The organism is Lysinibacillus sp. fkY74-1 (assembly GCF_053165895.1).
Map to the genome: position 1 here is coordinate 1,855,513 of NZ_CP170173.1, position 19,060 is coordinate 1,874,572.

A 19,060-nucleotide genomic window follows, 5' to 3' on the forward strand; every position below is an offset into this window, starting at 1 on the left:
TTAAAGAGCCACTCTTTAATACGTCTTTTTTAATGCTTTTTATTCAATAAAATGCCTCGTACGATTCCCATACTGAAAATACCACAGAGCAAGAAAAGAAAGAGATACGCATGCCATTGCTGTAAAATACGATCGTGCCCAAGTGCGATCGTAAGGTCATTGAAAAGGGAGTACGTAAAGTACAATAAAATACTATTTTTTATGAGACAAAATGTCATGATGCCATTTTGACGCTGACTATGGGACAGCGGCGGTTTATTTTTACGCATCACAGGATAGGCTGCTTTCATCTCTAAATAGTGCAAAAGTAAAAATAGCATAAGTGCAATAAAAGGTAAATAAAATATGGCGATTTTTGGTCCGAATTGTGCGTGGTCACTCGTAAAGCTTTGTAAAACTGGAATCGTTGCAGGAAGCTTTTGATATTGAATCAGTGTAGCTGTGAAGCCAGCTAAAAAAATGATGGCCACGACGATCGTTAGCTGGTGACAAAAGCGTGGTGTTGGTGTTTTTTGTTGTGTTTGCATCCTTGCCCTCATTTCCATCCTCATTCAAAATTACAATCTGTTATACTGTATCATAGAATGATTGCTTTTGTGAGAGAGAAAGAAGGATATGATGGAATACTTGTTATTTTTATTCATTGGAATCATTGGGAATGTCATTGGTACATTAGTGGGTGGCGGTGGTTTAATCACCTTACCAACGATGATGTTAATGGGGGTGCCAGTTCATTCTGCCATTGGCGCCAATAAAGTGTCCAATATGGTAAGTGCTTTTTCGAGCTTTTATACGATCTATAAACGAAAAGAATTAGCATGGTCAGAAATGCAGCCAGTCTTATTAGTATCGTTAATCGGTGGAACATTGGGTGGACTTTTTGCTTCGTTTATGAGTAGCCAAACATTGACATTTATTGCCATCGTTTTACTAGGCTTTGCGTTAATGATGTCCTTTATGGGTGGGGCTGATTTTGGCCATAAAGAACTCTTTAAGATGAATCGAAAAAATGGTCCAATCCTTCTTGGAGTTGGTTTTTATGATGGTATGTTTGGGCCTGGCAGTAGTACACTAGCCCTTTATACATATGCTCATGAGAAAATTTCTTATATTAAAGCAGTTGGACTCTCAAGGGTAGGTGTATTCGCCATGTGCTCAGGAGCAGCAATTACTTATATTGCTACGGGAAAAATTGAATGGCCACTTACATTGATTTTAATGGTAGGCTCTACGATTGGTGCGCAAATAGGCATTGTTTTAGCGAGAAAGGTGAAAGCAAATCAAGTAAAACTCCTACTCCGTATTGTAACCATTGTGTTGATCGTACAGCTTGTTTATGATTTTATCCAGCAGTTATAGGAGGTGATTGTCCTGTTTGAAATTACACCATATCCTACCTTTTCGTGGTCACTGTCACGCCATAAAACGCTAACAAGCTGTGCCCGTAAATATGGCTATGAATATTATTTTTCTCATAACGGGTGGCTGAGCTACAATGTGGAGCCTTATCATCAACTTGTTTATCGTTTGAAAAAGCTGCAGCCCATGCCTATTTTATTTGGGCAAATTGTTCACCGTTTTATTGAGCAGGCTATTAATGATTATTTACAAACTAGACAGCCCCCCACATTAGAGGAGCTGATTCATGGGGCTAGAGGACAGCTGAATGCGGCATTTATAGATTCTACTCGCCATCTTGAATCTTGGAGGCACAAGCCAAATAAATATTATATGATGCAGGAAATATACTATTCTGGCAAACTTTCTTCTGACCTAGTACAGGATTATAAAGAACGAATCCAGCTTGTCTTTGAGCATTTTTTGATAAGTGAAACATTTCAACAAATTACATCACAAAGAGGCTCTTTACGAATTGGAGAACCAGAACAATTTCGCTCGATGAAAATCAACGATATCCAAGTGTTTGTGGTAATGGATTTTCATTACTTTAATGAACTAACAGATAAATGGGTTATCGTGGACTGGAAGACGGGGGGAGAGTCAGATGATGATCGTCAGCAATTAGCCCTCTATGCCTATTATGTGCAGCAAAAATATCGGGTGCCGCTTGAGCAAATCGAGGTCTATAATGAATATTTACTAACGGGAAAACGGAAAAAATATAGCTTCACCGATATTGATATGGAAAATATTTTACATACATTTCAGTATAGTGTGTTAGAAATGAAAAAGTATCAAGCCGATATTTTTTCCAACGAGCCTGTAGACCTTGTGGATTTTGAACAAACACAAGAAAAATGGCATTGTCGTGGATGCAATTTTAGAGAATTATGTGCGCAAAAGTAGAAATGGAGCATCGCCTATGTTCATTTGTACAAGAGGAGGGGGAAAATGATAAGAAATAAAAAGGCGCTTGTTACTGCCATTTTCCTTTTAGGAATTTGTATGTGTTTATTTTTCCCATTTCCTAATTATCAAATGCTGAATGCTCGAATTTCTTTTATGTCGTTTCCTATCCTCAAAGATGAGGGCTATGTGTTGCTTGGTATACTTGGTTCAGTTCTCTTTATCCTTGCTGTGATTTTATTGGTCAAAGGTATAAAAAAATTCCATCTGCTTTCGATTGGTGTAGTGCTAATCACCTTTACCTTTTTCCCTTTACTTCTGATAACCATCTATCAAGAGACTTTCGCTAGCGGCATCATGGCGATTTCCTATACAGAGAATGGCGAATGCCAATTTGATGTAGTTAGCCAACATATATTACAGGGGGAATGTCATCTTGAATTACAAAATCGAAGTAATGAAGCGGTGTCATTTGAGCTAGAGTTTTTAGATGATCATTTAATGGAAAAAGGACAGCGTATGGAGTCGCTCATGAATGTAGCTGGTCCTTATTTTGTGACGATTGAGCCTAACCGTAAAAAGTCCATTCATATAAAGGAATTCCTTGATGTATCTGAAGTGCCAAACCATTTTATTCAAGGTGGAGGTTCGTCGTATATACATGTTAAAATTATCGACGGGAAGACTGCACGAATTTTATAAAAAAGTGTTGTTAAAACAGTTGAAGTGTAGGTAGTAGCTTAGGAGTTGCATGTGCAGCTCTTTTTTATTTAACTTCTGAGCGGTTTAGTTGAATAAGAAATGAAATGATTTATGTTAAAATAATGGAAGAAAAAACCATAAGGGGTGTGGTAATGGTGTTTAGAAAATATTTGAGTATGATTTCATTGTTATTATTTTCTTTGTTCATTCTTTTTGCTTTTATTACCCCCATTGTAGTGAATGGAACCTCTGAAATTGGGGACATTGTGGTCATCTCCTTAATATTAGCGTCATTTCTAGCCGCTCTTTTTAGCCAAAAAGGGAAGTTGAAAATAGTGGCTTTAATTGTTTCCTTGATGCCAGTCCTTTTACTAGTAGGATACCTTTTACTTCCTAGTAGATTGATTAGTAACTTGTGTAAATCAGGCTGCCCTTTTTTATTTAAATGAAAGAACTAGGGATAAAGTTGTCTATATTTTTTTGAGTATGACTCTCTTTTGAAAGGAAATGGCTAGTATAAAAACGAGTTATGAATCATATATAAGAAAAGTAGGCAATAGTATGTACATTTTTAAAAATCATAAGGGGGGATGAATATGGCTAAACAACTAACCATGTTTGAACTTTTGATAACTCCTATGAAAAAAAATCCAGATGATCGTATGAAAAGTGTTGAAAAGCAAAACGTAGTGGCTCCACGTAAGGTGGGGTATATTGTGCACAGATAAGTTCCTAGGTTGTACGAAGTGGCGCTAAATGATTGTGATGGTGGAAAACTGAATTTGCATTTTTAATTATTTTGTATTAGATTATAATGTATTGATATTTCGAAAGGAGGCAAAAAGTGATGGATACTATTTTTAGAATGGCTGCAATGGAAGTAAAGACATTTTTACAATTAGCTGATGTCCATTCAACGGGACCAGTCTGTCTTTTTTTAGCGAAACTTCATATAGAATTCAGCAACCGGAAGCTTTTTGCCCTTGTATTTAATAGATAAAGTTTTTTTAAAATACTCTATGCATTTCCTGACGCCGGTTTTCTGGCGTCTTTTTGCGTTTTTGAAAAAATAATTGACCAAAAAATTTTTGAAAGGGTGAGACTATTGCTGAAAAAGTTAAGGCAATTTAGGAATGTTTCAGTGTGCCAAGCGCTTCTAATTTAAAAGATTAATTAGAAGCGAGGAATTTTAAAATGAATAAACAAACTATTTTTACTTCAGCATTTCTTTTATTATTTATGAGTAACTTTTTAACTTTTATAGGATTTGAAATGTTACTACCTATTCTACCTGCCTATTTGATGAGCTTACATGCTTCTCCCTTTCAGGTAGGGTTAGTGACTACAGTATTTACAATAGGCGCTATTATCATTCGACCTTTTGTAGGCTATTATTTAGTCGATAACAATAGAAAAGGTTTAGCTATGGGGGCAGGCATAACGCTAATGATTATTACAATCATTTATCCCTTTATGAACACGATTTGGCTCATTCTACTGTTACGGTTTTTCCATGGAGCCACATGGGGAGTGTCGACTACTGCAAATAGTACAATGGCGGTGGATTTAATTCCTAAAACTAGATTAGGTGAAGGGATAGGCTATTTTTCTATTTCGACAACCGTAGGAGCTATTATTGCCCCTAGCTTAGGCATTCTACTCTATCATTCTTTTTCTTTCAGTATATTAATCTATTCTTCTTGCATGCTTTGCCTTTTGGCAGTGATAGCACTTCAATTTGTTTATTCGGCTGAACCGGTTAAGCATGAGAAACAGCCATTTCAATTTATGGAAGCAATTTTTGAGAAAGAAGTATGGTTTCAAGCATTATTGACTGTTATGACGACGCTTGGCTTTGGTGCAATTATTACCTTCCTAGTGCTATACGGCGAACAAAGAGGATTAGATCATATTTTTTTATTTTTCCTTATCAATGCAATTGTTTCCACCTTACTACGTCCCTTTACAGGAAAATGGTTTGATAAAACGGGGCCATGGTCTATTATCATTGTGTCAGCAGTAGTAGGGTTTTTATCATTGATGGTGTTGTCTTACGCGACTAATAGTTGGTTGCTTATTATCGCAGCCATCCTGTTCGGAGCAGGCTATGGAACAGTTATGCCTTGTTTACAAACATGGACTGTTCAAAAAGTCAGTGAGGCAAAAAGTGGTGCGGCTAATGCAACATTTCTTTCTAGTTTTGATAGTGGAGTTGGCATTAGTGCCTTTATATTAGGGCTTTTAGCTGAATGGATGAATGTAGAGATGATTTTCCGTCTTGTTAGTCTAAGCTTTCTACTTGTTGCTCTGTTGGTTTATATAGATGCTAAGAGAACGAGAAAAAATAATCACATACAGACTACAAAATTTTAAAGTCCATGATGGGGTTGGCAGGAAATTTTAGTCTGAAAGCAGAAACTAAATAGAGGATCAAATTATCTCTTCATGTTTGGCAAAGGGGGCGAATGCTATAGAAATATCGAAAGGCGTAAAGGTACTGGAACTGAATTATCAAGGATTCATGATTCATCCTACGCTTTTGTGGGATCAAGATATGGCTGTTTTAATAGACGCAGGTTTTCCTGGACAAATGGAAGAATTGCGAGAGGCTATGGCACAGGTTGGTGTTTCATTGAACCAGCTAAGGGCGGTCATTCTCACGCATCAGGATGTGGATCATATTGGTTGCCTGCCGGATTTAATAGATACATGTGCACAGGAAATACGAATATACGCGCATGCACTAGAGCAACCTTATATTCAAGGGGAACTACCCTTATTAAAAGATGCACATTTAGAGAATCCTCCTAAGGGGCGAGTGGATAAGACTTTAAGTGATGGTGAGGAACTGCCGTTTTGTGGAGGTATTCAAATCATCCATACACCTGGGCATACGCCGGGACATATTAGCCTTTATTTGACACAAAGCAAAACGTTAATTGCCGGAGACTCGCTATACAGTGTTGATGGCAATATTGTGGGTATCCATGAGCCATCCGTATTAGATTTGGCGGAAGCTCAGGAGTCTTTAAAAAAATACCTAGACCTCGAAATTGAGACGGTTGTTTGCTATCACGGGGGCATAAGTAGAGGAGCGGTCCTTGATCAGCTTCATCAAGTGCTATCATAAACAAGAGACCACTCCAATTATTGGGTGGTCTCTTATTGTTATTCGGTAAGAGTTTCTTCAAACGATTTTCGCCCTGGGCTTACTTTGTTGATATGAATATCGATTTTACTGATGGATTCCTTGGTTAAAGGGATTTTGCCATCCTTCTGTATTTTTTTCCATACCTTCACATTGTCACGATAGAGATATTCTGACAAACGAAAGACGTCTGTATCCAATTTTAAGCCTTCCTCAAAAGTAGCTATAATTTCCTTTTTGACTTCTTTCTCCACCTTTTTCCTGACCTGACTCGGTGTCACTTTCCCTTTAAAGCCATTCAAAATAGTATTAAATTTTAAATACACTTCAAATTTCACTTGATTGTTTCGCACAATCGGTTTGACACTGACATCTAATTTTTTAATATCAACAGTTAAGTAGTCCCGCTCCTCGCTATTGTCTAATTTTATCGTAATTTCCCCTTGCTTCGTTGCATTATTCATCCATTCAATTCCTCGAGCTGTATTGCCTTTAATAAAGCCTTTGAAACCGTTCTTTGAAAGAATGCCCACACCGGCAAAAGCGGTTTCAGTTCGGGATTCCTTTGCCGTTTCCCAGTTTTGATTGATAGAAATGAATGGGACTTTCATTTCATGATTCGGCTCATTCAAGCCAATAACTAGCTGTCTCAAGTTAACAGGCTCAATAAACGATTCTTGTTTCGAACTATTTTTGGGATTACTCAATTTAGTAGCAGTGGGCGATTTTTCAAGAATAGGAGCTGCTAATAATACTTCCTCGATAGGGTCTTGTGTACAATAGACCCAAATATGATATCTTGTTTCTCGAAAGCGTAAAAAAGTGTCGATAATGGGAATGGCATGTTCACTTTCCATTGCTTTTTCCGAGAAAAGGAGAAAGGTCATATGTCCCCAAAAAACTTCTTGGTCCATTGAACGATACAATTTATAAATGGCTTCTTCGATAGTTTTTCCTGTAGCCTTACCAACTTCAGTTGGTGCCGCTTGTGGGTTCGATTGTTCAGTTTTTGCTACGTTGGCGAAGTTCATAAGTTGGATGTACGCTATATATTCATTATCCTTATAATCAACACCAACACCTTGCACATAATACATCCGTTGGGGTTCTGTTACATCCCAACAGCCTGACATGAGTAGTGTGGTCGTAAGCATTAAAATAACAAGCAATATATTTTTTTGGCTCATATGTCTCCCTACTTTTTAAAGTTCCTATTATTTATTTTGTACAACAAATAGGTGTATTATAAGTAGAGATTATAAGTATGTAAGGAAAAAACCAAATAAGAAAGTGCTGCTCGCCATGTTTACGCGACAGCACTTCATCATTAATGGAAATATTTTTCGACACGCTGAACGACATCGTTAGCTGAAAGCCCATTCGCATCAATGACAGGACCCTTTATAATTGGATCACTAATCCCCATGACGTCTCGGTCCTGACCAGTAATGATGCAGGCATCACATTTTTTAGCATCCTCTTCATTTCGAAGCTGGATGACTTCATAGCCTTTCGCTTTTAAAGCATCTTCAATATTGGATAAAGACTCTTCAACACCAATAATTCTAGACATAATTTGTCCACCTCCTATAAGTAATGTGCCATTACATGTAGCGCATTATTCATATTATTTTTTTGAACGTGGATCATGACTGTGAAAGTGACAAACTATGATGATGAGAAATCTCCTCTTCATCATGGTTGCTAATGGTTTGTCTGTTAAAAATTCATTATCTTTCAGATTATGTTTGGCTGGAAATGCAAATTCTGATTGAGCCTACACAACTTTTTTTAAAAGTACAAACTAAAGGATACATGGTACTTCCTCCTGTTACATGAAATATCTTTATCCTCCCCCTATACTGAGGAATATAGTTACTACATAGTGAACATACATACAAAGGTGGTGAACAGATGGGCATTGCAGAAGTATTGACCATTGTTTTTGTCCTATTAAAGGTAACGGATATTATTACTTGGTCATGGTGGCTTGTTTTATTACCGACCATACTATCATTTAGTGTATATGTAATCATCATGGTGGTGAAGCTCATTATGGTATTGGTAGCTGTATTCGTGGTGAAAAAGCGAGATGCGACGAGATAAAAAAAGGGTGGTAAGCATAGTCGAATAAAAGGATGACTACCCTTACCACCTGATTATTTGCTTAGCTCGTAGGTTTTTATAGCGGGAGGAACAAAATTTTGACATTGATCTAAAAGCGCTGTAGCTTCTGCCTCAACAATTAAGGCTTCCCGATATTGGGCCTTTAAAAATTGTTCCTGTTGCATATGATCAAAAAATGAGATTAATAAATCGAAATACTGTTCAATATTGAAAATGGCGCAAGGTTTTTGAATGAGGCCGATTTGATTCCAAGTAAACACTTCAAAAAATTCCTCTAGTGTACCAGGACCACCAGGCAGGGCGATAAAGCCATCTGCTAGTTCCATCATTTTACTTTTGCGTTCATGCATGGTGTTGACAACAATCAGCTCTGTTAACTGCTGATGAGCAATTTCACGCTCCTCTAACAAGGTAGGAATCACACCAATAACCTTTCCACCTTCCTGTAGCACGGTATTGGCCACTGTTGCCATAATGCCGACGCTTGCCCCACCATAAATAAGGGTAATTTGACGTTTGGCTAACTCTTTCCCTAGCTGAATTGCACCTTCACGATAGGCGTCTAAAGCGCCGATACTAGATCCGCAAAATACTGCGATACTTTTCATTGTTGACTCCTCCATATCTGATGAGATTCTTTTATAGTATAATTTAATTTGAATAGGAAAGAAATGGAGGGGGAACGAAAATGGAGTTAAATGAGTTTCAACATTGGGTAAAGGACTACTATGAAAGCCGCGGGTGGTCAGAGCTTAACATATTTACACGAATTGGCTTTTTAGCTGAAGAAACTGGTGAGGTAGCTAGAGCAATACGAGCATTAGAAATTGGCCGAGATCGACCAGATGAAATTACACCAACCTATGAGGAAAATAAGCAAGAGCTCATTGAGGAGCTAGGCGATGTAATAGGGAATATTATTGTCATTGCCAATCAATATGATATACCACTTGAGGAAATTTTTGTCGCGCATCAGGATAAACTATTGAAACGTTATCAGGATTAGGAGAAACTTCATATCGATACGCATATTTCTATTTTATAAGAACCGTACGATGATTTTACGAATTTTTCACATGATAAAATTCGTAGCTTTAATAATGAGCATTCTCCATATCATCGGGAAAGTAGACAGAAGGGAGCGGTTCGTCCTCTCCATTTGATCGTAACGGATCAACAACAGCAATGGGTCGGTGGTTTGACCGCTGAAGTTTATTGGGGATGACTGGAAATACATAAATGTTGGTTTCAAGAAGCGTATCGGGGAAAAGGCTTGGGCAGTAAGCTGCTAGCACAGCTAGAAATAGCCGCACAGGAAATGGGTGCTAAGAAGGCTTTGCTTACAACCTATTCGTTCCAAGCTCGTACGTTTTATGAGGAAAGAGGCTATCAAGTAGTGGGGGAAATAAAAGATTATCCGCCTGGCAGTAGCTACTATACAATGGTCAAAACATTTAATGCTGAAGAAGGCTGTCTCTAAAAATAGGCAGCCTTTTCTAATTGATGTCACCTAAATAAATAGTGGTTTGTAGCCCTTGCTCATATCGCTGAAGCTGTGGAATTAATAATTTGGGATATAGTGGGAACTCGTGGAGCCTTGCCACTGAGACCCATTCTGTCCCAATTTGGTGACTATCTGGATTAGTGGGTTGGGGCAATTGCTCATGGAGCTGACATAGAAAATAATATTCTACTTGATGAACATCCGCGTCAAAGGCAGCATGCTCATGATTTTTCCCAATATATTCGCGGATAAAAAGAAGCTCTCCAATATGCACAGATGCGCCTATTTCTTCAAGGCATTCTCGTTGGAGAGTCGCATGAAATGTTTCACCATGCTCTTGTCCACCTCCAGGACAAAGAAAAAAATGTTCCTCCGAAATTTTATTTTTGATCAGCAAGATTTCACCATCAACGAGGATGATGGCTTTGACAGAATTTCTTATCATAGGAACCTCCCTAGCTTGGTTAATTTTTTATGTCTATGACTAAAACGTTCCATGAATGTCTACCTTAATAAAAAGGGGAGATGAAGCGTGTATTCAATGTCCAATTTTAAAATACTTGTTGAAAAACAGACTGAGATTGATACAATTTACCAAAATTGTGATGATTTAATCCAATCAACGGTCACGCCAAAACTAGATGCTGAGGTTGATCAGTTTTTACAGCTCGTTGAACAACATCTAACAGAGCAAGGCTTTAACATTACGAAAACTTCTACAGGCCTCATCGCCCATTTTCAAAAGGCGGTCATTAATATCGATAAACATTCAAAGCATCTGGAACAATGCTTTTTTATTAATTTAAATAGCTACGCAGAGGATCAGGTATCAATTGTGTTAGATATCTCACCTATTATGCTACCTAAAATCTCGAATCAGCTTGACGGCTATACGGATATTATTGAGCAAATGACGGATAAGTTAAAGCAAGCCAAAAGTCTTGAGAAAGCCTGTATGAATCCAAAATTCCTTTATAAGACTCAAAGCAATAAGGTGTTTCAATCCGCACAAGAAGTTGTGGATCACTATTTTCAATAAAAAAGAAGCCACCCTGTAAAACAGGGTGGCATTTTTGTTTTAGTAGATAAGATGCCCGCTAACATCCATTATCGAATATATTTTTTTGCACTTAACCACATCATGGTCGTTAATCCCAAGAAATAAAGTGGCATCGTCAGCAAGGATTCATTGTGAAGCAAACTCATACCATATGTGATCACACTGACAAGCAAGTAATAGCCGAGACTAAAGATGGCGCCTGCTGTTCCAATGACGTCCTGAAAGTTTACTAATGCTAGACTTAAACAGTTAGGAAGAGCAATGCCCGAGCCTAACAGCAAGATAAAAACTGTACCCATAATGCCTATGGCTAGCATACTTGTAGGCAATGGCAAAGTACAGACAATTATTAAGAGGAAAGCCCCTATCAACATCACCGAACAACCTATATAAATAATTTGTTGAGGTAAACGTGTGGTGATAAGTCGCTTAGAAATCATAGCCCCTATAATCGAGGCCAATGCTACGATGATGCCAAGAAAACCATAGAGACCCGGCGTCATCTGAAAGTAATCAATGAAAATAAAAGGTGCCTCCGCATAATAGCTAAATAGCACACCGTTAATGCCCCCAATGACCAAACCGTAGACAAGAACGGTCGGGGAAGCGAAAATGCGTTTGACGACAGGCCAAATCGCTATTCTTTGCCTAGCAGTTGGTTGCGTCGTTTCAGGTAACCTAACAAAGGCATAGATGAACAACCATATACTCATGACCACTAGGACAAAAAATACTGCCCGGAAGCCAAGTGCTTGATCCACCCAGCCCCCAATCAATGGTCCTACCGCAGGAGTAAACGCAATGACTGCGGAAATTTGTGCAAACATTGCATGTCGTTTATGACCGGCTACACTTTCTCGCAAAATGGTTTGCGTAATAATAGAGCCAGTAGCAGCACCGAATGCTTGAATAAAACGACTTACAATGAGAAAGGAGATTGTGTCCGCAAAAAAACATAATGCGCTCCCGATTCCATAAAAAACTAAACCGCCTAACATGGCAGGTCTTCGGCCAATAATATCAGAAATCCATCCCCAGCTAAAAACACCGAATGCAAATCCAATAAAATAGATGCTTAAGGTTAATTGGACAGAACTATTGGATACACCAAGTGCATCTGCAATGTCCGGTAGAGATGGTGTATAAATGGTTTCACTAATTTGTGGGAACGCCACAAGAACAATCATTAACAATAAAGATGGTACAGCCTGTTTTTTCAACATATTGCCCTCCTACAAGCAAATTCTACTCTGTTAGTGACAAGTAGAAAGCGTAGCTAGGGAACCGGCGGGACCATTATTAGAATACGTTCATAAGATAGCATGTTGAAATCACCTTTATATGCTTAATGTAGGAGTGCATAGTCAGCTTTCTATTATAAGCTATTTTATAAATTTTATATAGTAATATTTGTTATTTCTATTAAAATTTAAGAGAAATGACTTGTGCAAAAAATGGGAATTTCATAAGATGGAATAAATATATTTTTTGTAATAGGTGATAGTATGTATCGATCATGGTGTATGAGAAGTCGCCTTTATGCTTGAGATTAAAGGATATAGAAGTGGCGAAGGGGGGAAGAAGGATGTTTCCAAAGTTAGAAACAGATCGACTAAAATTAAGAAAACTGACGCAGGCTGATGTACCTGCCATTTTTCATTGCCTTTCCAATGAGGAGGTAACACGCTATTATGGGCAGGAACCTTTTATTGAAAAACAGCAGGCTGAACAGTTAATCAAGCTTTTTGACAAAAACTATGAGGAAAAGAGAGGCATACGGTGGGGTATTGAGCGTAAAGAAACTGGCGAAGTCATGGGTACGATTGGTTATCATTTATGGTCTGCTCCACACAAACGAGCGGAAATCGGCTATGAAATCCATCCAGATTACTGGCGACAGGGATATATAAAAGAAGCCATTCAGCAAGTAATCGCCTATGGCTTTGAACACATGAATTTACAGCGGATTGGGGCTGTTGTGTATTTAGAAAATGAAGCATCCAATCAGTTACTGCTGAAGCTAGGTTTTCAACAAGAGGGAATTCTAAGAGACTATATGGTGCAAAATGAAAAAGCATATGATACGTTTATCTATTCTTTATTAAAAAAAGAAGTAGCCACTAGGTAGATTGATTTGTTTCCATAAATTGAATAACAATTATTAACAATTAGGCGCAATTCTGCAACAAGAATTGTGCTTTTAATCATGACAAGAGCCGTATTCTTAGACTATATGTGAAAGATACCGTGAACAAATGTACGTAAGCGAACGGCAGAGGAAAAAGATTTGAATGTCGTTATTTTCATTAAATGTATAATGTGGTGCTTATTAATAAGGAGTGATACAATGGAAAATTTATCCTGATTGCCCTGTTATTGCTAAGTCAATAGAGGTTGGTGGACTAACGAAATGGCAGCTAATTCAAAAGTTACAAGAGCATTCTATCTCGATGAATCATTACGGAGAGAAATTATTATCTGATGATAAATTTATTACTTCTGAAAGAAAGTATAGCCTAAAAATTGTTGAACTTGCTGTTAGAAATCTTGGTTTTCCTGATGGAGCCACGATGCCTCGGCTTATTGAACAAGCAAACAAACTTGGCTTGGATTTATGTCCTCTTGAGGTCGGACCTTACGTAAGACTTGCATATTTAGACCAACCTGAAAGTAAATCAGGGAATCCTCAACAACAAAATCGAGCGCCTTCTGGGTCCATCACAATTGCCTCAGAAATCGTAAGTGATGAGGAGGATTTTCCTAAAGGATTTTACATTAGAAAAATAGATGGAGTACTTTGGCTACGTGGATATCTTGCTGACGACTTGCATGTTTGGAATCCTGATGATCTATTTATCTTTCGTAATCATTCAGAATAATTCAATGTTGGCAATTAAAAATCAAGATGAGGAAATAACAGAAATCCCCCTCACTGTTTGTTTAATGATGAGGGGGATGTTAATTATTTAACTAATGCTAGCAAAAACTGATCGCGATCCGATTCATCCTGCATTTTACTATCCACTAACATTGCACCTGATTGAACATTTGTCCTATCATTGTCCACAAGGAATTGCACATTGACCTTTGCAACCTTATTATTAACGGAGCAATCTCCTTTGAACTCGACTACATCCTGTCTTTTTTGTGTTTCAAAATAAACCCAATAGGGATTTTCGCAGGCAGCAGCAAAGCCATTTTCTAAAGTTTTTGTACTATTTTCATAAGTATAGTTTTTTACATATGTAATATATTCATTGTCAGTAATATCCTTTTGTGGACCATAGAAGTACCAAAATACCCCTAAAATGCCGATTGGTACAATCCACAATATATTCCTTTTACTCAATTTCCCCATACCTTGCCTCCCCCTTTATGAGAATATTTTAACATTTTCCTTCGTATTTTTGCTAGCTTACGATAATATTTTCTAAAGAGTGAATCGTTTCTGTTGATTTCACATGCTTTGTATTCATTCATTAGATATGATAACGTTAGCTGGTAGAATGATTTATGATTCTTAGGGTTGGATTGAGGAGGTTTTTTCATGCATAAAAGAAGACGTGGCTTGCTCCTATTTCTTGTGCTGATTTTAATGGGTTTGCTCTTTTTTATCGGTATGAAGATGCGACCAGCCACACAAACGACTAGAAATTCGGAGTCACCCCCAGTCCAAGAGCATAGCGATTATGCAACTGAGGGCGGCGATACTGGAAATCTTGACGTTTTCATTCAGGATATTGTTAACCTAGCAGGAGAAGGAAAAGTACCTGATGTGCCATTTGTCGCAGGGGAGTCAGATAGCCGTACGGTTCATCAGCAATGGGGGGACCCTCAGCAAGTAACGGAGTCCGCTAATGGACAATACGAGGATTTTCTTCAACAAGAGATAACGATTGGCTTTCAAAGTACAAAAGCTTTCGATATCCGTTCATTTAAAGCAGATATAAGGAATATTCATTTAGCAGATATTAAAAATAAATTGGGCGAGCCTGATGAGGTCCGCTATTATCAGGACACAAAGACCAATCAAATTATTTTAGTGTATCAGGTTAACGACCACTATCAACTAAAGTGGATTTTGCCAAAGCCGACTGACGGTGATGCCAATCCTGCTGTTCATCACATCTCTGTCTATACAGCAATAACGGATGATATAGCAGAGACAATCAACCAGATGACATTGGATGAAAAGCTGGGTCAAATGATGTTTGCCGGTGTTTCGGGCACATCACTTCAGCAAGAGACAACGAGTTTAATTCGTGATTACAAGGTTGGAGGATTGATTCTTTATGCCAATAATCTTGAAACGCCACAGCAAACAGTCTCACTGATGAATGATCTAATGGCAGCGAACGGGACTAATCGACTACCATTATTTTTGGGAACTGACCAAGAAGGGGGCAAAGTAGTCAGATTACCAGGGCCGTTAAAAAATTTCCCAACGAACCAAAAGATTGGGCAAATCAATCAATCACAATTCTCCTATGAGATTGGTCAATTATTAGGGGAACAATTAAAGGCATTTGGCTTCAATCTAGACTTCGCCCCTGTAATGGATGTGAACAGCAATCCGAACAACCCGATTATTGGTGATCGGTCGTTCTCTAATAAGCCTGATATCGTTAGTCAATTAGGAATTCAGACTATGCAGGGGTTAGAAAGTCAGCAGGTAATTCCAGTCATTAAGCATTTCCCTGGTCATGGTGATACATCAGTAGATTCTCACTTAGAGCTACCCAAAGTGTCGAAAAGTCTAGACGATTTAACTAAGCTAGAGCTTATTCCATTTAAAGCGGCGATTGATAAAGGCGTTGATGTGGTTATGGTCGGTCATATTTTATTACCTAAAATCGATCAACAATACCCTTCATCGATGTCAAAGGAAATTATTACTGGGATTTTAAGAAATCAGCTTGGCTTTGATGGGGTTGTAATGACGGACGATATGACGATGAAGGCCATTACGAATCATTTTAATATTGGGCAAGCTGCTGTAGATTCTGTGAAGGCGGGTAATGATATTATTTTAATTGCCCATGAATTCGCCAATGTCACAGCGGCCATAGATGCATTGAAGGCAGCCGTAAAGAACGGGGAAATCACAGAGCAGCAAATTAATGACAGTGTCCGTAGAATCATTCAGCTGAAAGAAAAATATCAGCTTGTGAATCAGCCAGTATCAGCAGTTGATCTTAATAAGCTCAATGCACATATGGTCCAAGTATTAAATACGTATTTGAAATAAGAGGGAAAGGGACATACATATCGATATGTATGTTCTTTTTTTGAAGGGTAGAAGAGGATGAGCGCATGGATCAGGTATTTACACTAGCTAGTCAATTGACGAACCACACCTTGATAGTGTAACTATTAAGGTGTTTTTAGTTTGGTGGCGGATAGAAGTGTTTATAACTTAATGAATATGTAAGGAATGAGTAAGAAAAAAGTGATGACTGATAGATACAATGAAACTAGATTAAAACAAATAGTTTGAAGAGAAGATAAGGAGGCTGTAGGAAATGGGCATGATGATTGGGATTATTACAGGTGCAATAATAGGGGGTGTTTTATTATTCATCAGCTTCATTTTATTTTGGATAGGCAAGAGAAAACAGGAAGAAAACCGATATGCGCTATGGATGATGCTTGCAGGTTTATTAGCATTAATAACCTCTGGAAGCAATGCTTTAACATATTTCTTTTGAGGTAGTGGGAAAGAAAGGGCGATATAAATATATCGCCCTTTGAAGTGCCTTCCCGCCTAAATGCTCTATTATTGAGGAAATTTAAAATGTACCCTATGTTCTTGTTTATCCCAAATAAGATGCGCATTGAAGGTTTTTTGTCCCTTCTTAAACCCTTTTATCATGTCTGTTTCACCAGTGGCTAGTAGCTTTCTTACATTCGTCTGTGAAATGGTTTTACTAAGAATTTTCTTGGACACAGAAAATTTACAGTTTGCAGCTTTATAGTTTGAACAACCGTAAAAAGTTCCATGATCTAAAATAGAGCCATTACAAAGAATACATTTTCCGACAACGGTTTTTTCTTTTTTATATTTCTTTTGATAAGGATTATTGGCACTGATTTTTTCGACTTCCTTTTGATCGAATGTCCATGCTTTTTCGCGTTCATGTGCATCGGTAATCAATTTGTAGGTAAGCTTTTTTACTTGCTCCATAAATGCTTGGGGAGAAGCATGTCCTTCACCAATTTCAGCTAGTCGCTGCTCCCATTTTGCCGTCATGGAGGGTGATGTTAATAGGCTGTTTTCACCGAGCGCTTCAATTAATAGCATACCTTTAGACGTAGCAAATACTTGATTTTTCTTTATTTCAATGTACTGTCGATCTTTGAGTGTACCAATAATACCCGCTCGTGTTGCTTCAGTCCCTAAACCTTCTGTTTTAGACAAAACCTTTTCTAATTCCGCATCATCAAGATGTTTACCAGCTGTTTTCATCAATGTAATTAAATGACCTTCTGAATATCTATTAGGTGGCTGTGTTGCCCCTTGTTTAACGCTAGCTTGAGCCACAGTTCCTAGCTCATTTTCATGAAGCAGGGGAAGCATTTCTTCCTCTTCTTGAGATGAACTATCTTTAGTTGGATAAATGACTTTACGCCAGCCCTCCTCGATTTGCTCCTTCCCCTTCGATATGAACTCTGCTCGTTTATCGACAAGCAAATGAATGGTGGTGTAAGCAAAAATGGCATGGTTATAATGTGCTGCAATGACTTGTCTAGCTACTAAATCGTAAATCTTCTCTTCTTCCATGCTTAGCTTACTAAGATTAGGCATCTGTTCTGTCACAATGATTGCATGGTGGTCCGTAACCTTTTTCTCATTTACATATCTTTTGTTATGCATAATGGAGTTTATTGGGGGAGGCAGAAGGTTTTTATATTTATCCATTTTGCTCAAATTGTTTAATATAGTTGGTAGTGTTTTGGCTTCTTCGCTTGTTAAAAACTGTGAATCAGATCTTGGGTATGAAACTAAACCTTTTACATAAAGCTTTTGTAAAATATCAAGAGTTTTTTGTGGTGAAAACTTATAAGCCTTATTTGCTGTAGCCTGTAACCCTGACAAATTAAATAAAAGAGGCGGTGCGTATTCCTTTGTCTCTTTAATTATTTTTGTGATGTCTACATTTTTATGTAGACAGAAATTAGCGATGGCTATCGCTTGTTTTTCTTCCAATACTCTTGACATATTATTTTTGTGCCATTTTGCTTTTAGCATCTTACCTGCAAAATGAAAGACTGCTTCGACTTCCCAAAAAGGCTCTGATTTAAAATTCGCGATTTCATGTTCTCTATGAACAATTAATGCAAGGGTTGGGGTTTGTACTCTGCCAATGGAAAAGACATCTTTGACACCGTTTTTCTTAAGTAGAACCGTATATAATCTCGACGTATTAATACCAATTAGCCAATCTGCACAGGAACGACTTAAAGCTTCGTAATAAATATCCTTCGTTTGTGCTTCAGGTAGTAAATTAGAGAAGCCATTTTTTACCGAGTTTTCGGTTAAGGATGATATCCATAATCGCTTCATCGGTTTGTTTACACCGCATACCCTTAAAATGGTACGAATAATTAATTCCCCTTCACGACCCGCATCTCCACCGATAATAATTTCCTGAATGTCTGCTCTTTTAACTAGATTTTTGATGATAGTAAATTGTTTATACTTAGATTTAGAGACTTTATATTCAAATCGGTCGGGGATAATGGGTAATGTTTCCAACTTCCACTTTTTCCATGTAGAATCATATTCTTCGGGTGTTTTTAATTCACATAGATGCCCAATTGCCCATGTGATAATTGCTCCATTTGGGAAATATGAGTTGGCTTTGACTTCAAAATATCCTGTCTTTTTAGTAAAAGAAAAGGGAGCAGCTAACTTGGCAGCTTGGTCTGGTTTTTCTGCAATTACTATTTTCATCTATCATTCTCCTGTTAATAATCATTCCAACTCTTGTCATATCATTATAAATTAATATTCAGTATAACTGTTAGAACAAGTATTTTGTCGGTCTTTTTGATAGTTATCATACAATTCTTATGAAGTCAGTGGTTACAACTTCATAAAAAATACATGTGATCTTAAGGAGGGATTTAGTTTACTCTTCTTTTTCATTTAGGACAGCCTCCAATCATCCATGATAATAAAAGTATAATCCACTGCACGAATTTTAAAAGA

23 protein-coding genes are annotated in these 19,060 nt (G+C 37.7%); 15 read left to right on the forward strand and 8 right to left on the reverse strand.

What is annotated here, in order from left to right; translation table 11 throughout:
• Positions 1-29: 29 nt before the first annotated feature.
• Complete coding sequence (locus ACE1MS_RS08800) at positions 30-527, reverse strand: DUF1648 domain-containing protein (RefSeq protein ID WP_447402842.1); 498 nt, start codon at positions 525-527, stop codon at positions 30-32.
• A gap of 91 nt (positions 528-618) precedes the next feature.
• On the opposite strand from ACE1MS_RS08800, the gene ACE1MS_RS08805 reads away from it, so the two are divergent.
• The 7 genes from ACE1MS_RS08805 (at position 619) to ACE1MS_RS08835 (ending at position 6,139) form a co-directional block, all read left to right on the forward strand.
• Complete coding sequence (locus ACE1MS_RS08805) at positions 619-1,359, forward strand: sulfite exporter TauE/SafE family protein (RefSeq protein ID WP_447402963.1); 741 nt, start codon at positions 619-621, stop codon at positions 1,357-1,359.
• A gap of 3 nt (positions 1,360-1,362) precedes the next feature.
• On the forward strand, positions 1,363-2,307 hold the full coding sequence (locus ACE1MS_RS08810) for a PD-(D/E)XK nuclease family protein (RefSeq protein ID WP_447402843.1): 945 nt from the start codon (positions 1,363-1,365) through the stop codon (positions 2,305-2,307).
• A gap of 45 nt (positions 2,308-2,352) precedes the next feature.
• Entirely contained in the window at positions 2,353-3,009 is a 657-nt protein-coding gene (locus ACE1MS_RS08815) for a hypothetical protein (RefSeq protein WP_198696013.1), read from the forward strand.
• A 596-nt stretch (positions 3,010-3,605) separates the two neighbouring features.
• Complete coding sequence (locus tag ACE1MS_RS08820) at positions 3,606-3,737, forward strand: hypothetical protein (RefSeq protein ID WP_257216143.1); 132 nt, start codon at positions 3,606-3,608, stop codon at positions 3,735-3,737.
• A gap of 119 nt (positions 3,738-3,856) precedes the next feature.
• A complete protein-coding gene (locus tag ACE1MS_RS08825; RefSeq protein ID WP_196244418.1) occupies positions 3,857-4,009 on the forward strand; it encodes a hypothetical protein in 153 nt (50 codons plus the stop codon).
• 194 nt (positions 4,010-4,203) lie between these two features.
• Positions 4,204-5,382: an MFS transporter gene (locus ACE1MS_RS08830; RefSeq protein ID WP_200991165.1), complete on the forward strand. Its 1,179-nt coding sequence runs from the start codon at positions 4,204-4,206 to the stop codon at positions 5,380-5,382.
• Between the two features lie 97 nt (positions 5,383-5,479).
• Positions 5,480-6,139 (forward strand): MBL fold metallo-hydrolase, encoded by a 660-nt coding sequence (locus ACE1MS_RS08835; RefSeq protein WP_036215718.1) that lies wholly within the window; start codon positions 5,480-5,482, stop codon positions 6,137-6,139.
• A 38-nt stretch (positions 6,140-6,177) separates the two neighbouring features.
• Here ACE1MS_RS08835 and ACE1MS_RS08840 read toward each other — a convergent pair whose 3' ends face one another.
• Together ACE1MS_RS08840 and ACE1MS_RS08845 are read right to left on the reverse strand one after the other, a co-directional pair.
• Positions 6,178-7,344 (reverse strand): Ger(x)C family spore germination protein, encoded by a 1,167-nt coding sequence (locus tag ACE1MS_RS08840; RefSeq protein ID WP_012294060.1) that lies wholly within the window; start codon positions 7,342-7,344, stop codon positions 6,178-6,180.
• 140 nt (positions 7,345-7,484) lie between these two features.
• Positions 7,485-7,730, reverse strand: coding sequence for a YkuS family protein (locus tag ACE1MS_RS08845; RefSeq protein ID WP_012294061.1), 246 nt, complete (start codon positions 7,728-7,730; stop codon positions 7,485-7,487).
• Positions 7,731-8,071: 341 nt separating this feature from the next.
• Between ACE1MS_RS08845 and ACE1MS_RS08850 the strand changes: the two genes are divergently transcribed.
• Entirely contained in the window at positions 8,072-8,263 is a 192-nt protein-coding gene (locus ACE1MS_RS08850) for a hypothetical protein (protein ID WP_012294062.1), read from the forward strand.
• A gap of 53 nt (positions 8,264-8,316) precedes the next feature.
• Here ACE1MS_RS08850 and ACE1MS_RS08855 read toward each other — a convergent pair whose 3' ends face one another.
• The gene (locus ACE1MS_RS08855) at positions 8,317-8,892 is read right to left on the reverse strand and encodes an LOG family protein (protein WP_031419819.1); all 576 of its coding nucleotides are present in this window, start codon (positions 8,890-8,892) and stop codon (positions 8,317-8,319) included.
• Between the two features lie 80 nt (positions 8,893-8,972).
• Here ACE1MS_RS08855 and ACE1MS_RS08860 point away from each other — a divergent pair, with 80 nt between their 5' ends.
• Positions 8,973-9,290 (forward strand): MazG nucleotide pyrophosphohydrolase domain-containing protein, encoded by a 318-nt coding sequence (locus tag ACE1MS_RS08860; protein ID WP_012294064.1) that lies wholly within the window; start codon positions 8,973-8,975, stop codon positions 9,288-9,290.
• A gap of 225 nt (positions 9,291-9,515) precedes the next feature.
• Entirely contained in the window at positions 9,516-9,764 is a 249-nt protein-coding gene (locus ACE1MS_RS08865) for a GNAT family N-acetyltransferase (protein WP_447402964.1), read from the forward strand.
• A gap of 16 nt (positions 9,765-9,780) precedes the next feature.
• Here the strand turns inward: ACE1MS_RS08865 and ACE1MS_RS08870 are convergent, their stop codons facing one another.
• A complete protein-coding gene (locus tag ACE1MS_RS08870) occupies positions 9,781-10,233 on the reverse strand; it encodes an NUDIX domain-containing protein (RefSeq protein WP_447402844.1) in 453 nt (150 codons plus the stop codon).
• A 96-nt stretch (positions 10,234-10,329) separates the two neighbouring features.
• Between ACE1MS_RS08870 and ACE1MS_RS08875 the strand changes: the two genes are divergently transcribed.
• Complete coding sequence (locus tag ACE1MS_RS08875) at positions 10,330-10,827, forward strand: hypothetical protein (protein WP_012294067.1); 498 nt, start codon at positions 10,330-10,332, stop codon at positions 10,825-10,827.
• 68 nt (positions 10,828-10,895) lie between these two features.
• Here the strand turns inward: ACE1MS_RS08875 and ACE1MS_RS08880 are convergent, their stop codons facing one another.
• A complete protein-coding gene (locus ACE1MS_RS08880; RefSeq protein WP_447402965.1) occupies positions 10,896-12,068 on the reverse strand; it encodes a multidrug effflux MFS transporter in 1,173 nt (390 codons plus the stop codon).
• Between the two features lie 365 nt (positions 12,069-12,433).
• Here ACE1MS_RS08880 and ACE1MS_RS08885 point away from each other — a divergent pair, with 365 nt between their 5' ends.
• Together ACE1MS_RS08885 and ACE1MS_RS08890 are read left to right on the forward strand one after the other, a co-directional pair.
• Positions 12,434-12,976 carry a GNAT family N-acetyltransferase gene (locus ACE1MS_RS08885; RefSeq protein WP_031419825.1) on the forward strand — a complete coding sequence of 181 codons (543 nt, stop codon included), beginning with the start codon at positions 12,434-12,436 and terminating at the stop codon, positions 12,974-12,976.
• Positions 12,977-13,187: 211 nt separating this feature from the next.
• Entirely contained in the window at positions 13,188-13,727 is a 540-nt protein-coding gene (locus ACE1MS_RS08890; RefSeq protein ID WP_447402845.1) for a helicase, read from the forward strand.
• An 83-nt stretch (positions 13,728-13,810) separates the two neighbouring features.
• Here ACE1MS_RS08890 and ACE1MS_RS08895 read toward each other — a convergent pair whose 3' ends face one another.
• Positions 13,811-14,206: a hypothetical protein gene (locus ACE1MS_RS08895; protein ID WP_012294071.1), complete on the reverse strand. Its 396-nt coding sequence runs from the start codon at positions 14,204-14,206 to the stop codon at positions 13,811-13,813.
• A gap of 189 nt (positions 14,207-14,395) precedes the next feature.
• Here ACE1MS_RS08895 and nagZ point away from each other — a divergent pair, with 189 nt between their 5' ends.
• Together nagZ and ACE1MS_RS08905 are read left to right on the forward strand one after the other, a co-directional pair.
• Positions 14,396-16,096, forward strand: a complete 1,701-nt coding sequence (nagZ, locus tag ACE1MS_RS08900) for a beta-N-acetylhexosaminidase (RefSeq protein ID WP_281486554.1) — start codon at positions 14,396-14,398, stop codon at positions 16,094-16,096.
• Positions 16,097-16,370: 274 nt separating this feature from the next.
• The gene (locus ACE1MS_RS08905; RefSeq protein WP_036215697.1) at positions 16,371-16,556 is read left to right on the forward strand and encodes a hypothetical protein; all 186 of its coding nucleotides are present in this window, start codon (positions 16,371-16,373) and stop codon (positions 16,554-16,556) included.
• Between the two features lie 68 nt (positions 16,557-16,624).
• Here the strand turns inward: ACE1MS_RS08905 and ACE1MS_RS08910 are convergent, their stop codons facing one another.
• The gene (locus tag ACE1MS_RS08910; RefSeq protein ID WP_447402846.1) at positions 16,625-18,802 is read right to left on the reverse strand and encodes a DNA topoisomerase III; all 2,178 of its coding nucleotides are present in this window, start codon (positions 18,800-18,802) and stop codon (positions 16,625-16,627) included.
• Positions 18,803-19,060: the final 258 nt, after the last annotated feature.